This is a genomic window from Chenggangzhangella methanolivorans (assembly GCF_019797865.1).
Lineage (GTDB): Bacteria > Pseudomonadota > Alphaproteobacteria > Rhizobiales > Methylopilaceae > Methylopila > Methylopila methanolivorans.
Genome location: NZ_CP081869.1, coordinates 369,418 through 383,607, shown reverse-complemented (window position 1 = coordinate 383,607; position 14,190 = coordinate 369,418). Strand labels below are relative to the sequence as shown.

Sequence of the window (14,190 nt, the reverse complement as noted above, 5' to 3'; positions counted from 1 at the left end):
TCTTTCGCTCGAGAAACAGAAACGGTTCCGCATATTGTCGATCGTAAAAAACGATTTATCGATCAAAATTATCAATCACACCTTGATCTATGTGCCCGCCTTAAGCCATTGTGCAGGCGTCCGCTACAGACGATGCGGGAGAGCCCAGCCCTCTTTTCGCAGGATCGGTATGGCGCCGACGGAGCAACCGCCCCCGGAAACTCTCAGGCACAATCACCGCATCGTTGGACAATCTGGAGAGAGGCGCTAACCGGCGTCCACCGAAGGAGAAACCTCCGGCCGAAAGGCCTGCGAGGGAAGCTCTCAGGTAACCGCGACAGATGGGGGTTCGCAGTCGGATTGCGCCATTCCAGGCGCGGTCCGCAACGAGCCGTCGCGGAGAGGCCTATGAACGCGAACGTCCAGACACAAGCCGGCCATTCTGTGCCGGCCAACGAGCGTAAGCGTACGCCGCTTCACGCCATGCACGCCCGTCTTGGGGCGAAGTTCTGTCCGTTCGCCGGCTACGAGATGCCGCTGCATTATCCCAATGGCGTTTTGAAAGAACATCTTCTGACGCGCAGCGCGGCTGGGCTGTTTGACGTCTCGCATATGGGCCAGATCGCACTCGTGCCGCGCTCGGGCGACGTCGACGACGCGGCGCGGGCGCTCGAGACGCTCGTCCCCGTTGATATTCTGGGGCTGAAGCCCGGCCGCCAGCGCTACGCGCTGTTCACAAGCGAGACCGGCGGCGTGCTGGACGACCTGATGGTCGCGAGGCTCCCGGATCGCCTCGCGCTTGTGGTCAACGCCGCCACCAAGGACGCCGACGAGGCGCATCTGAGGGCGCGCCTGCCCGACGCGATCGAAGTGCGGCCGGTCGACCGCGCTCTGATCGCCGTCCAGGGGCCGGGCGCGGAGGCCGCGCTCGCCGGCCTCGCGCCTGACGCCGCTGCCATGCGCTTCATGGACGCCCACGAGATCAACGTCGCGGGCGAGCGCTGTCTGGTTTCGCGCTCCGGCTACACCGGCGAGGACGGTTTCGAGATTTCACTCCCGAATGTGCGCGCGGAAAGCGTCGCCGAGGCGCTGATCGCTGCGGACGTCGAGCCCGTCGGCCTTGGCGCGCGGGACTCGCTGAGGCTCGAAGCCGGGCTCTGCCTCTACGGCTCCGACATGGACGAGGACGTGACGCCGATCGAGGCGAGCCTCGGTTGGGCGATCTCGCCGAGCCGCCGACCCGGCGGAGCGCGCGAGGGCGGCTTTCCAGGCGCGGACCGTATCCTGCTCGAATTGGCTGAAGGCGCGCCGCGTCGTCGCGTCGGCCTGCTCGCAGAAGGCCGGGTGCCGGTCCGCGCCAGCGCCGAGCTGTTCTCGGCGAACGTCGGCAGCGAGCTGGTCGGCCGCGTGACCTCGGGCGGGTTCGGACCGAGCCTGAACGCGCCGGTTGCTATGGGCTACGTCTCCACCGCCCTGAGCGAAGCTGGCCAACAGCTCTTCGCCGACGTCCGAGGCAGACGCCTGCCGGTCACTGTCGCGAAGCTCCCCTTCGTCCCCGCCGGCTTCAAGCGAAGCTGACCCCACTGCCTCTCGAGGAACATTCAATGCTGCGCTTCACCGAAGACCATGAGTGGCTGCGGCTCGACGGCGACGTCGCGACGGTCGGCATCACCGGCTTCGCGGCCGAACAACTGGGGGACCTCGTCTATGTCGAGCTTCCCAAAGTCGGAGCCCAAGCTCACCAAGGGCGCCGGCGCGGCCGTGGTGGAGTCGGTCAAGGCGGCGTCCGACGTCTACGCCCCATTGTCCGGCGAGGTCGTCGAGGTGAACGAGGGTGTCGTCGCCGACCCGGCTTCGATCGGAAGCGATCCTCAGGGCGCCGGCTGGCTCTACCGGATGAGGCTCGACGACGCCTCGGCCATGGACGCCCTGATGGACGAAGCCGCCTATGCGGAGATTTCCAGATGAGCGCTCGTCGATACGATCCCTACGACTTCGCCAACCGTCGCCACATCGGACCGACGGAATCCGAGATCGCCGAAATGCTCTCGGAAGTCGGAGCGGCCGACCTCCACGCCTTGATCGACGAAACGCTACCGCCTGACATCCGCCAGGAGAGCCGCATCGACTTCGGCAAACCGCTCTCCGAACGCCGCGCGATCGAGCGGATGCGAGCGGTGGCCAACCGCAACCGGCCGCTCGTCTCGCTAATTGGGCAGGGCTATCACGGCACGACGATGCCGCCGGCGATCCAGCGCAACATCTTCGAGAACCCGGCCTGGTACACCGCCTATTCGCCCTACCAGCCCGAGATCAGCCAGGGCCGGCTCGAGGCGTTGATCAACTTCCAGACCATGGTCTGCGATCTCTCCGGCCTCGACGTCGCCAACGCCTCTCTGCTCGACGAGGCGACTGCGGCGGCCGAGGCCATGGCGATGGCGCGCCGCGTCTCGACGTCGGAGGCCAACGCCTTCTTCGTGGACAAGGACTGCCTGCCGCAGACCATCGCGGTGGTGAAGACCCGCGCCGAGCCGCTCGGCTGGGAGGTCGTGGTCGGCGATCCGTTCAGCGATCTCGAGCCGGTAGAAGTGTTCGGCGCGCTGTTCCAGTACCCGGGCGTCGAGGGGGCGATCCACGACTTCACCGGCCCGATCGATGCGCTGCACAAGGCCGGCGCGATCGCGGCTGTCGCGGCGGATCCGCTGGCGCTGACGCTCTTGAAGCCGCCGGGCGAAATGGGCGCTGACATCGCGGTCGGCTCCACCCAGCGCTTCGGCGTGCCGATAGGCTTCGGCGGCCCGCATGCGGCCTATATGGCGGTGCGCGACGCCTACAAGCGCACCATGCCAGGGCGCATCGTCGGCGTCTCGGTCGACAGCCGCGGCAACCGCGCCTATCGGCTTGCTCTGCAGACCCGTGAACAGCACATCCGTCGCGAGAAGGCGACATCTAACATCTGCACCGCCCAGGTGCTGCTCGCCGTCATCGCCTCGATGTACGCCGTGTTCCATGGGCCGGAAGGGCTGAAGGGCATCGCGGCGCGGGTGCATCGCGACGCGACGAGGCTTGCCGAGGGACTGGAGGCGGCGGGCTTCACGGTCGCGCCGGGTGCCTTCTTCGACACTATCACGGTCGATGTCGGCGCCTTCCAGAGCTTGATCCTCGCCCGCGCGGTCGAGAACGGCGTCAACCTGCGCAAGGTCGGCGCAAGCCGCATCGGGATCACGGTCGACGAGCGCACTCGCGAGCATGTCATCGAGGCGGTCTGGCGCGCCTTCGGTAGCGACCGCAAAGTCGACCTCGACGAGTGGCCGGATAGCCGGCTGCCCGGCGCGCTCGCCCGGACGTCGGACTCCTGACCCATCCCGTGTTCCACATGAACCGGGCTGAGAGCGAGATGACGCGCTACATGCGCCGCCTCGCGGACCGCGACCTCGCGCTCGACCGGGCCATGATTCCGCTCGGCTCCTGCACGATGAAGCTGAACGCCACCGCCGAGATGCTGCCGATTTCCTGGCCGGAGTTTTCGGAAATTCACCCCTTTGCGCCGACTGACCAGACGGCGGGTTATGCCGAGCTGATCGGCGACCTCAGCCAAAAGCTCTGCGACATTACCGGCTATGACGCGATCTCGATGCAGCCGAACTCCGGCGCGCAAGGCGAATATGCCGGACTGTTGACGATCCGCCGCTATCACCTCTCCCGCGGCGAGCCGCACAGGACGGTTTGCCTGATCCCGTCATCGGCGCACGGCACCAACCCAGCCTCGGCGCAGATGTGCGGCATGACTGTGGTGGTGGTGGGCGCGCGGCCCGACGGCGACATCGACCTCGACGACTTCCGAGCCAAAGCCGAGACGCATTCAGCCAATATAGCCGCCTGCATGATCACCTATCCGTCGACCCACGGCGTGTTCGAGGGCCATGTCCGCGAGATCTGCGACATCATCCACGCCCATGGCGGGCAGGTCTATCTCGACGGCGCCAACCTTAACGCGCTGGTCGGCCTCGCCCGGCCCGGCGACATCGGGGCCGACGTCAGCCACCTGAACCTGCACAAGACCTTCTGCATCCCGCACGGCGGCGGCGGGCCGGGCATGGGACCGATCGGTGTCAAGTCACACCTGATCCCATTCTTGCCCGGCCATCCGGAGACCGGCGGGGAGGGTGCGGTCTCGGCGGCGCCGTTCGGCTCGGCATCCATTCTACCGATCTCGTGGAGTTACTGCCTGATGATGGGCGGGCGCGGCCTCACACAGGCGACGCGGGTCGCAATTCTGAACGCCAATTACATCGCGGCACGGCTGAAGCGCGCGTACCCTATTCTCTACGCGGGGCGGAACGGGCGGGTGGCGCATGAATGCATCGTGGACGTGCGGCCCTTCGCCAAGAGCGTTGGGGTCAATGTAGACGACATCGCCAAGCGACTGATCGATTGCGGCTTCCATCCGCCAACCATGAGTTGGCCAGTCGCCGGCACGCTGATGATCGAGCCGACCGAGTCCGAGACGAAGGCGGAGATCGACCGCTTCTGCGACGCGATGCTGGCGATCCGCGAGGAGATACGGGAGATCGAGGAAGGTAGGATCGACAAGCTCAACAACCCGGTCAAGCGCGCGCCGCACACGGTGAGCGACCTGATCGGCGCGTGGGAGCGACCCTACAGCCGCGAGGCCGCCTGCTTTCCAGCAGGTTCGCTCGGGATCGATAAGTATTGGCCGCCGGTAAACCGGGTCGACAATGCCTATGGCGACCGCAACCTAATGTGCTCATGCCCCCCGTCCGAGGCTTACGCTTCGACACCGGTCGCAGCCGAATAGCGAGCGCCGGCCGTCGCGCGGGCATCGCTTATTTGATAAACAGGTTCAGGGCCGTCGCGGCGCGCCAGAGCGGCGCGCGGTTTGGCACTGGTCCTACGGCGAAACGATGGAGATACAGGCGGGCGTCAGCGAGCAGTATGGCGCCGGGAGCGATCGCGAGTCTGGACTATCGCGGTCGCGCGGCTGGCCTCCCTATTTCCGCACGCTTTGATCCAAAACGCCGTCGAAGTCCGGAAAAGGGAGAACGCAATCAATCGTACTTTGTCGGCCACGCTTGCCTAGGCGAACTTGGTTGAAGCGGATCGCCCAATGCCCGCGCAGCGCCTGATGAGGGCTTTCAAATCAGTCAACTAGGCTGGCGATGGCCCCGGCCAGTACGCCCTTAAGACTCCGGGATCCGCCGGCTCAATGATCGCGTTTCGGACTGACTCGCTCGCGCTGGAGCGCTGCGGTTAGAGTCTCCGACCAGAGCTTCATACCCTCGGTCTTCAGGTGGATCTGCTGGGCAGTAAAGTAATGTTTTGAAGTGGTTCGCGCCATCGTCTCGTGCAGTGTCTCCTCGCTTAGGGGAAGGCGGATTTCAGTCGTGTGCGCAAGTATGGCGGACGCAGCCCGGCCTAAGCCGGCATTGACGAGCTCATTGGTTATGCTTCGCCGACCGTCATGCATCGTCCAGTCGTCGATGCCGCTCAAACGAAATAGGTTAGGGCGTGCGCGACCTCTGCTTGGCGACGGCTTGGGTCCGGGTTTTCCCTCGCGTTCCCGAGCAGCCTTGTAGCTCGTCCGCGCCGGCTTGCCTCTCAGCCGGTCGAACAGTTGACTGATGGCGTTGGGCGCGACGTGCCCGTCGCCCCTATGACTTGGAAAAGCCCATTTCGAGCGCGCCAGTCCCCGTAGCGCGCGCCGACGATCGATCTCATCCCATGCTTCTCGCATGACGGCATAAGCAGTCGGCGGGATCGGGATCGCGTGATCAAGGGGCGTCTTCATCTGGTCCGCGGTCCAGTGCGCGATCCACCAGCCTTCCTCGTCGGGATGAGTTTTGATGTTTGCGCGTTCAAGTTGGATGAGGGCGCCAACCCGCTGGCCGGTCGCTATGCCGACCCGTAGCGCCGCCAATACGCCGGGCATCACCACTAACGGATCATCGTTGCGCCGTCGCTCATGCTCGACGATCGCAAGGGTCCGCGCCAATTCGTCCGGCCCCGGAGCGCGAAGACGCTTCTTCGCGCTGTAGTCGACCTTGATCTGGCGCCACCAGGGCTCCGCGACATAGGCGAGGCCGCTCTCGACAGGCTTCGTCGTTTTCGCCCAATCAAGCATGGCGACGGCCTCCGACATGCAGCGGAAGGTGGTGGAGTTTGGCCGGCCGTCCTCGTCTGGGCCGCCTCCAGGCGTTAGCGCCTGCTGGATCCGGAACAGGTCGAGAAAGCGAAGCTCCGCGACGCGCCTGCCGGCGATCGGCGTAAAGGCGGCGTGGCGGAGATAGCGGGCATACTGCTGCTGGTTGCGACCTTCTTTGAGCTTTTGAAGCTTGCGCTTGAGGAAAGCGTCGACGCACTCTCGCCAAGTCCAAGACATTTCTCCGACCGACGCGCTGTTGCCCTGAGCGGAAGCATGCGTCGCGAAGACGTGGGCGTCGGAAGCGGAGGTGCCGCCTAAAATCAACTGCTCGCGGTAGGTCCTGACATAGATCTTCGCGTCGCGGCCTGCCTTCAGCGCGGCCCGAACCTCTCGGGCCAGGTGCTTAGCAATGGTCAGCGTGATCAGCGTCGGATCCTGCGGGTCGTCTTCGACCAACCGAAGGGCCCCAAGCTTGATGGGTGCGGGCGCGATCCCGAAACATGTAGCTCGCAGACGTCGCGTTAAAGGCAAGCGAGAGGCCGGAGCCCTTCTCGCGCCACTCATCGTCGGGGACGTGTCGACCGGACTTGATCGCGCGTGCAGCTTTCTCGACATGAGTCTGAGTCAGGCTATCGACACTTCTGGTTGAGGACATGTGCGACCTCCCATTGATGGCGCAAGGTTGGCACCACATCGGCACCACATCTCAGACCTACAAATTGAGGGAATTGGGGTCGGGTCAATCCCTAGATCGAGCAAAAACCCCTCGAAAGGCTTGAAAATAGAGATTGGTTCAGGGTTTTGCGATCCTAGAGACGTCGCCTTCCAAGCTGAATACGAGGGTTCGATTCCCTTCACCCGCTCCAGCCGCCTTCCTTCTCTAATTCAACGAACACGGCGGGTAGCGACCGCGTCTGACCGGCCCCAGACATGGGAGCCGACCGGCGACAAACAGGCTCCCAAACACCTCATCGGCGCAGCCAGTCCCCACGGATCACCCATGCGGGTTCCGACGCCGTTCTCGAGGGGCTAGGAAGCCGGGCAGGGCGCGGGGGCGCACATCGAGCGTCGAGGCGTGGAATCGCCGCCAGCGGCCTTCCCACGGGCGGGGCAGGGCGACTCGATCCATGTCGGCGATCGGCGACATTCAGCGGGACGATCTCGACCACGCCCGAAATCTCGCCGCTCGGCGACCCGGATTATCCCGCAGGACGGTGATCGTCGATGATTGCGGAATTAAACGAAGGGGCGCGCCCCGTGAGACGCGCCCTTCAGTCTTGAGCGAGCTCGCCAGGGCTACCTGCGCGCCTTCTCTGCCCGGATGTTCTGGAGGTCCCTCTCCGCGGTACCGGGCGATGGGTTCGTCCATCGCGATCAGCAGCGCGATCACGTTCGCCACGGGTCTAACTGCTTGTGTCGGTGGCCCTTCCTCAGGGAAGAAGGCCGCCACGATCAATGGCGAGGAGCGCCGGGCGACGTCCGCGGCCGCGCCCGTCACGTTTCCGATGAGGTCTGCAAATTCTGCGCAGGCCTGGGCGTTCCGACGCAAAGCCGCAGCATCCCAAGTCGAACGATCATTCAGGACTTCGGATTCGGCAGCGTCGATTGAGGACCCTGCCGCTAGTCGCCCTCGCCCACCGCATCCATTCAGGGGGGCGTCTGCCGTTTCATCGCACCCAGGCGTGAGGGTCACTGTTTCGCGCAGCGCCGCCTGCCGGCTGATCCGGGCTCCAGGCAGGATAAGGTGGGTCGACGAAGAGCCGTCGAAGGCTTCGAAGAGGCGTGTTCAGCTAGTTGACCCGGAGATTCTGTAGCCTCCAGAGATCGCACTCGTCGCCACAATCACTCAATGGCTTGGGTGAGGCCCCTCCCTAGATCTCGTAGACGAAGCTCGCCATGGGATCGGCGCGCGCGTCGCGCAGTTCGGCGAGCGTCCGGTGGTCGAGGACGCCCGCGATGGCTTCGCGCACCTCGAGCATCATGATCCGGATCTCGCAGAGCTCGATCGTGCCGCAATCGCTGCAGGGCGCATAGCTCGTGCGGCTCGCGCAGGCGATCGGCGCGAGCGGGCCGTCGAGCGTGCGGATGATCGAGCCGACCGAGATGGCCTCCGGGCGCCGCGCCAGCATATAGCCGCCGTTGCGGCCGGTCTTGCTCGTCAGGAAGCCGGCATTGCGAAGCTCGGTCAGGATGGCGTCGAGAAACTTCTTCGGAAGCGCGTTGTCCTTGGCGATCGACGCCACGAAGGCTGACGCGCCGTAATCGAGCCGCGCGAGATGCAGCATGGCCTTCAGGCCGTATTTCGCCTTCTTGGTCAGCATGCCGGCGCGGCGCGATCAAGCGCCCGAAGAGGGCTCCTCGTGACGAGGCGGCCGCGAACGCCGCGGGCCTGGACCCTGCGCAAGGACAGAGCGCGCAGGGCGGAAAAACTGCTGGACATGCTGGATCCGACGAACGGTGGAGCGCCATGGAACGCCGGGTCGGATCATTTTACAATAAAAATGATAGATTTAGTCTTTTGTCTGGACGCGACGGCGGTTGGATGACATGTTTTTGACGGCCTCGGGCAAAAGGCCTTCGCGCGGAACGGTTATTTCCGAAATCTCCCTATCCCTAGTAGGGAATAGGTATTTCCTTGCAATATGAATAACTTAGCCAGAATTATTTTTGCACTGTGCATTGCAATCTCCCGTTTTGCAGTGCATTAAATGACGCGTTGATGACGTCGTTGTAAGCGCGTCGCCGGCCTGGTCCGGAAGGCGTGCTCCACGTCGGTTTTCGGTGCGGAACGTGACCACGCGAGCATGACGCTTCGCCGCCTCCAGGCGACGAAAACGGATTGTCGCGTCCAGCGCTCCGCTGGTGCGGCGAGGTTCGCCGCGTTCGGCCTTATCGGAGCGAGGTGACCCCGATCATGCAGACCCAGCCCGTCGCCCTGGACACCACCGACGAGGTCGCGGCGCCCGCGGCCGGAGGTTTGCGCCGAGCGTGTCTGTCCTATCCGGAGGTTCTGGCGCAGTCGGTTTCGGTCATCGCTCCGTCGACCGTGCCTGCGGCCATCATCGGCCTGATCTTCGCGTCGGCCGGCAACGGCACATGGCTCAGCTTCCTGCTTGGCATGCTGGGGCTCGTCCTGGTCAGCCTCAACGTCAACCAGTTCGCCACCCGTTCGGCCTCGCCCGGCTCGCTCTACACCTACATCACGCGCGGCCTCGGCCCGACGTCCGGCATCCTCGGCGGCTGGGCGCTGGTGTTCCCTACACGCTGACAGGCATGTCGACGCTCTGCGGCTTCGCGATCGTGGGCGACGTCCTCCTCGGCCAGGCGACCGGCATGCAGCTTCCGACGCTCGTCTGGTTCGCCGTCGGCGCCGGCGTCGCGGGCTGGGTCGCGATGCGCAACATCCAGCTTTCGGCCAAGACCATGCTCGTGTTCGAAGGCGTGTCGCTGGTCTCGATCGTCGCGCTCGGCGTCATCATCTGGAACGCCCACGGCTTCTCGGTCGACGCCGCCCAGTTTCAAGCTCGAGGGCGCGACCGCGAGCGGCGTCCTCGTCGGCGTCGTGCTGGTCGTCTTCGGCTTTTCCGGCTTCGAGAGCTCGACCTCGCTCGGCGCGGAGGCCAAGGATCCGCTGAAGTCGATCCCGCGCTCGGTCACCCACTCGGTGGTGTTCTCCGGCATCGTCTTCATCTTCATGGCCTATGTCGTGGTCATGGGCTTTGAAGGTTCGCCCATGTCGCTCGCGAACTCGGAAGCTCCGCTAGACCATCTGTCGGAGAAGTTCGGCGTCGGCCCGCTCGGGACCGTCATCACCGTCGGCGTGTTCTTGAGCTTCTTCGCCTGCACGCTTGCGGCCATCAACTCGACCGCCCGCATCATCTTCTCGATGGCCCGGCACGGCCTGTTCTTCGAGGCGCTCGGCGAAGCCCACGAGACCAACCGCACCCCCCATGTCGCGGTCGCGGTCGCGGCGCTCATCACCTTCGCGGCCCCCACCGCCGGCCTCGCCTTCGGGATCAGCGCCTTCGACGCGCAGGGGCATTTCGGCACGCTCTGCAGCTTCGGCTTCATCTCCGTCTATCTGCTCATCACGCTGGCCGCCCCTCTCTACCTGCGCTCGATCGGGCAGCTCAGCTGGCGCGCCGTGGCCTATTCGGCCGGCGGGCTCGCCTTCATGGCGCTGCCTCTGCTTGGCACCTTCGGCCTTCCCGGCAGCGAGCTGTTCCCGCCGATCGACTGGCCCAACACGCTGCTGGCCGGTGCCTTCTTCGCCTACATGCTGGTCGGCGTCGCCTGGCTGCTCGTCGAGCGCATCCGGCGTCCGCAGATGATCGAGACCGTGCAGGACGCGGTCGAGGGCGGCCAGATGCAGTTCGCGGTCGCGCCGGCCAAGCGCGCCGGCTGAAGCCGCCGAAAAGATCCGGCGGTCCCGAGCGGGCCGCCCTTCCTCCAGCTCTGTTCAGGAGAGACAAACATGAGCGCGACTGAAACCATCGACGCCCCGCAGCACAGCGCCCTCGAGGGCTCCACCGCGGTCGAGAACGCGATCGACTACATCGGCAATGCGGGCGCGAGCGCCGGGGCCTCGGTCAAGTCGGCGGCGGGCAAGGCCGGCGACGTCATCGGCGCGGGAGCCTACAAGGGCGCCTATGGCGCGTCCTACGGCGTCGTGTTCGCCGCGGTGTTCCTGAAGGAGCTGCTGCGCCGACCGGAAGCGCGGTGCGCCGCGGCTTCGAGGACGGCGCGCACGCGGCCTTCGACGCGATCGACGAGCGCAAGGCGGCGTCGACGGTCGAGGCCGTCGAGGAGGTCGACGAAGAGGCTCCCGTGGCCAAGCGCTCGCGCCGCAAGGCGGCGACCGCCGAAGCCTGATTTCTCGGAAGCTCCCGACGCGACCAAACGGTTATGGCCCGCAGCGCTTCAGGCGCTGCGGGCCATTTTCTTTCGGAGTGAACTGACCCGAACCGCCATGCCCCGGCGGAGCCGGGTATCCCCGACTGGCTGGATTGAGAAGCTCTAAGACCAAGTCGTGGATGCCCGCGCGAAGGCGCGGGCATGAGGGCTGCGCTCTACTCCGCGACCGCGGGCGCCGGGAGCCTCGCAGCCTGCTGGCGTTCCTTCTCCAGCCGGACCGCAGAGGCCTTGCGCAGCGGCAGCAGGCCGTTGCCGACCGCGAGCAGGCCGCCGATCTGATTGAAGATCATCGAGTGCATCACCGTGAAGCCGCCAAACAGCGCGCCCGCGATGCAGATGATGTTCGGGATCAGGATCACGCCCCAGCTGCGGTTGATGTTGCGGGAGAGCTCCTGGGAGACGTCGCGCAGCTGCAGCAGCTTTACGAGGCTGTCCTCCATCAGCACGACCTGAGCGGTGTCGGTCGCGATCGACGAGGCCCCGCGCAGCGAGATCGAGACGTTCGCGGTCTTGAGCGCGATCGAGTCGTTCACGCCCGTCGCCGATGAAACAGACCGTGCGGCCCTCCTTCTGCAGCAGCTCGACATACGCCGCCTTGTCCTGCGGCAGCACCTCGGCGAAGTACCGATCCATGCCGAGCTTCTCGGCGAGCTTCTTGGTCGGCTGCTCGTGGTCGCCCGAGATGATGACGAGCTGCTTGGCGCCGCGGGCCCGAAGTCCCTCGATCACGGCCTTGGCCTCGGGCCGCTCGGCCGCATGAAGCTCCAGCGCGCCGCCGAGCCTGTCGTCGACGCCGACCATCACGAGCGAGTGGCCCTCCTCATGCGCGGCCTCGATCTCGGCCTTGAGGGCCTCGGGAGCGCGATGCCCTCATGCTCCATGAAGCGCGCGCTGCCGACCCGGACCGTGTGGCCGTCGACCGAGACCGTGATGCCGTAGCCGACATGGTACTTCGAGTCGTCGATCGCGCGGGCGGGTCGAGCTTGAGCTCGCGCGCCTTCTCGACGATGGCCTTGGCGATCGGATGGCTGAACCGTTTCTCGGCCGCCGCCGCCCAGGAGAGGATCTGGTTCTCGGTATAGGTCTCGTAGGTGAGGATGCGCCCGACCTCGGGCCGTTCGCGCGTCAGCGTGCCGGTCTTGTCGAACAGGAAGGTGTCGACGTTCTTCAGCTGCTCGAGCGCCCGGCCGTCCTTCACCAGGATGCCGAGCTCGGCCGACAGCGTCAGCGAGGTCAGCATCGCGATCGGAGCCGCCATCCGGATGCCGGTGCCGAGGTCGCAGTTCACCACAGCGGTCGCGGCGTTGACGCCCGTCATGGCGTAGCCGAGCCCGCCGAGCGCGAGCGTCGGGACCACCGCCTTGTCGGCGAGCTCCTCGCCGCGCGACTGGGACTTCAGCTTGTAGCCCGCGGTGTCGTTCAGGATGCGGGTGAGCTTCGCCGAGGTCGTCTGGTCGCCCGCGCTCGTGACCGAGACCCGCACCTTTCCCGCGATGAGCGTGGTGGAGGCCAGCACCGGATCGCCCTTCACCTTCTCGACCGGCGCGGATTCGCCGGTGAGCGTGTGCTGGTCGACCATCGCCATGCCGTCGACCACTTCGCCGTCGACAGGCACGGTCTCGCCGGTGTGGATGACGATGACGTCGCCGAGCTTCAGCTTCTCCAGCGGCGTCTCGACCTCGGCGCCGTCGACCTCGAGCCAGACGAAGCGCGGCTGCTTGCCGAAGACGTTGAGCAGCATCTTCTTCGAGTCGTCCTCGGTCTTCTGCACGAGGCGGCGCGAGACCGAGAGCGTGAAGCCGAGCACCGTGCCGGCGAGCACCTGGTTGGTGGCCAGGCACGCCGCCACCACGATCGCGTCGAGCACGTCGACGCCGACGCGCTTTTCCTTGAACACCACCTCGTAGGCGCTCTTGAAGCTCGGGATCACCGAATAGAGGAACAGAGCGGCGCTCACCGGCGCGAGCGCCGGCACGAAGAAGCGGCTCGCGACCGCAAGCGCCACAGAGGCCGTGTTGACGGGGAGGTCGAGATCGACCGGCGAGGGCTCGGCGTCAGGCGCGGACGCGGTCACGGCGTCGAGCAGCGTCACGATCTGGGAAAGCGTCAGCTGCTTCGGATTGAAATGCACCAGCACCGTGCCGGTGAGTTCGTTGGTGACGTAGCGGTCCACGCCAAAAGTGTTCATGAACTCGCGTTCGACGAGCTGGCAGACGTCGCGGCGGCGCACCAGGCCTGGATTGTAGAGCCGCACGCGCCCGGCAGCGCGTGCCGGATCGTCCAGCTCGACAGCCGCCTGTCATAGCGCTGCAGCCGGATCGCGCTCGCCGAGCCGCGTCCGAAGTCTTCCGGGAAGATCAGCGCTTGCGACGCATCCGTCCGCCCGATCGGCCGCGTGAGCAGCGCCGCAAGCGCGCTGACCCTTCGCCTTTCGCCAAGGGCGCGGCGAGGAACAGCTCGGCGCTGCGGCTCCGGCCGTCGATCTCGACCTGGGAGACGTTCTGCCTGGAACGCGCGCTCGAAGAAGTCGCGCGGTGTCGCTGCGCGGGTCGCCGAACAGCCGGGCGCTCGTAAAGCGCACGCGCGTGGGGGAGGGGAACGACACCTTCAGGTCCGACGCCCCGGCCGCGGCCGCGCCGCGTTTCCTCGGCGCGCGAGAGACGGCGTGGGCGCCCGCGGAGCTGGCTCGATGCGTCACGGGGCCCGTCGCCCGCGTCCTGGTCTGCGTCTTCGGCGAGGGCTGGACGGTCGGCATGGATCAGCTTCCGGGTTCGAGGTCTGCGGAACGGCTCTGCGTCGACGTCGCCGCGGCTGGCTTGTGGCGGCGTTCGGCGTTCAGGTCCTCGAGCGCCTCCTTGCGGTCGAGCACGACGCGCGCGCCTGACGCATAGGCGTCGCCGACCGCGTCTCCGCCGCGCGACCAGGCGTCCCGAAAGACGCCGAACAAGGCCGAGATCGCCGAGGCGCCCTTGGGCCGCTTCGGGAAATCGATTTCGAAAGCCTGCGAAGCGGCGCGTCCCTGAGGCAGCGCGCGCCGCTTGGCGGCTCCTGCCGCAGGCGGCCGCTTCGAAGGGTCTTGGGCAGACGACATTGGACCGCTCCCGAGGTGTGCGGCGCACGGGCGGTCCGCAGCC

General features: G+C 66.0%; 10 protein-coding genes, 3 pseudogenes and 1 riboswitch. Of the genes and pseudogenes, 6 read left to right on the top strand and 7 right to left on the bottom strand.

The window, feature by feature from the left end; translation table 11 throughout:
* The first annotated feature begins 125 nt into the window (after positions 1 to 125).
* Positions 126 to 229, top strand: a riboswitch (glycine riboswitch).
* Between the two features lie 158 nt (positions 230 to 387).
* The 3 genes and pseudogenes from gcvT to gcvP all read left to right on the top strand — a co-directional run bounded on the left by gcvT (position 388) and on the right by gcvP (position 4,798).
* Positions 388 to 1,557 (top strand): glycine cleavage system aminomethyltransferase GcvT, encoded by a 1,170-nt coding sequence (gene gcvT / locus K6K41_RS01990; RefSeq protein ID WP_261403711.1) that lies wholly within the window; start codon positions 388 to 390, stop codon positions 1,555 to 1,557.
* Positions 1,558 to 1,646: 89 nt separating this feature from the next.
* Positions 1,647 to 1,947, top strand: a pseudogene (gcvH, locus tag K6K41_RS01985) (glycine cleavage system protein GcvH).
* A pseudogene (gene gcvP / locus K6K41_RS01980) lies at positions 1,944 to 4,798 on the top strand (aminomethyl-transferring glycine dehydrogenase). The pseudogenes gcvH and gcvP overlap by 4 nt, the downstream one beginning before the upstream one ends.
* A gap of 405 nt (positions 4,799 to 5,203) precedes the next feature.
* On the opposite strand, the gene K6K41_RS01975 reads toward gcvP, so the two are convergent.
* From K6K41_RS01975 to K6K41_RS01970, 3 genes are all read right to left on the bottom strand, one after another.
* The gene (locus K6K41_RS01975) at positions 5,204 to 6,598 is read right to left on the bottom strand and encodes a site-specific integrase (RefSeq protein ID WP_261403710.1); all 1,395 of its coding nucleotides are present in this window, start codon (positions 6,596 to 6,598) and stop codon (positions 5,204 to 5,206) included.
* A gap of 691 nt (positions 6,599 to 7,289) precedes the next feature.
* Complete coding sequence (locus K6K41_RS30920) at positions 7,290 to 7,835, bottom strand: hypothetical protein (RefSeq protein WP_487308360.1); 546 nt, start codon at positions 7,833 to 7,835, stop codon at positions 7,290 to 7,292.
* A 178-nt stretch (positions 7,836 to 8,013) separates the two neighbouring features.
* A complete protein-coding gene (locus K6K41_RS01970; protein ID WP_261403709.1) occupies positions 8,014 to 8,463 on the bottom strand; it encodes an RrF2 family transcriptional regulator in 450 nt (149 codons plus the stop codon).
* 581 nt (positions 8,464 to 9,044) lie between these two features.
* Between K6K41_RS01970 and K6K41_RS01965 the strand changes: the two genes are divergently transcribed.
* The 3 genes from K6K41_RS01965 to K6K41_RS01955 all read left to right on the top strand — a co-directional run bounded on the left by K6K41_RS01965 (position 9,045) and on the right by K6K41_RS01955 (position 11,014).
* Entirely contained in the window at positions 9,045 to 9,410 is a 366-nt protein-coding gene (locus K6K41_RS01965) for an APC family permease (RefSeq protein ID WP_261403708.1), read from the top strand.
* Positions 9,411 to 9,704: 294 nt separating this feature from the next.
* Positions 9,705 to 10,547: an APC family permease gene (locus K6K41_RS01960; RefSeq protein WP_261403707.1), complete on the top strand. Its 843-nt coding sequence runs from the start codon at positions 9,705 to 9,707 to the stop codon at positions 10,545 to 10,547.
* A gap of 314 nt (positions 10,548 to 10,861) precedes the next feature.
* The gene (locus K6K41_RS01955; RefSeq protein ID WP_261403706.1) at positions 10,862 to 11,014 is read left to right on the top strand and encodes a hypothetical protein; all 153 of its coding nucleotides are present in this window, start codon (positions 10,862 to 10,864) and stop codon (positions 11,012 to 11,014) included.
* Between the two features lie 197 nt (positions 11,015 to 11,211).
* Here the strand turns inward: K6K41_RS01955 and K6K41_RS01950 are convergent, their stop codons facing one another.
* From K6K41_RS01950 to K6K41_RS01935, 4 genes and pseudogenes are all read right to left on the bottom strand, one after another.
* Positions 11,212 to 11,589: a hypothetical protein gene (locus K6K41_RS01950; protein WP_261405904.1), complete on the bottom strand. Its 378-nt coding sequence runs from the start codon at positions 11,587 to 11,589 to the stop codon at positions 11,212 to 11,214.
* 61 nt (positions 11,590 to 11,650) lie between these two features.
* Positions 11,651 to 11,857 (bottom strand): annotated as a pseudogene (locus tag K6K41_RS01945) (HAD family hydrolase); the annotation flags it as partial.
* 19 nt (positions 11,858 to 11,876) lie between these two features.
* Positions 11,877 to 13,286 carry an HAD-IC family P-type ATPase gene (locus tag K6K41_RS01940; protein ID WP_261403705.1) on the bottom strand — a complete coding sequence of 470 codons (1,410 nt, stop codon included), beginning with the start codon at positions 13,284 to 13,286 and terminating at the stop codon, positions 11,877 to 11,879.
* A 528-nt stretch (positions 13,287 to 13,814) separates the two neighbouring features.
* Positions 13,815 to 14,147: a hypothetical protein gene (locus K6K41_RS01935; protein WP_261403704.1), complete on the bottom strand. Its 333-nt coding sequence runs from the start codon at positions 14,145 to 14,147 to the stop codon at positions 13,815 to 13,817.
* Between the last annotated feature and the right edge of the window lie 43 nt (positions 14,148 to 14,190).

Bases quoted from the DNA above. Each gene is read 5' to 3' on its own strand.
- gcvT (WP_261403711.1), top strand. From the start codon at position 388: ATGAACGCGAACGTCCAGACACAAGCCGGCCATTCTGTGCCGGCCAAC.
- K6K41_RS01970 (WP_261403709.1), bottom strand. From the start codon at position 8,463: ATGCTGACCAAGAAGGCGAAATACGGCCTGAAGGCCATGCTGCATCTC.
- K6K41_RS01935 (WP_261403704.1), bottom strand. From the start codon at position 14,147: ATGTCGTCTGCCCAAGACCCTTCGAAGCGGCCGCCTGCGGCAGGAGCC.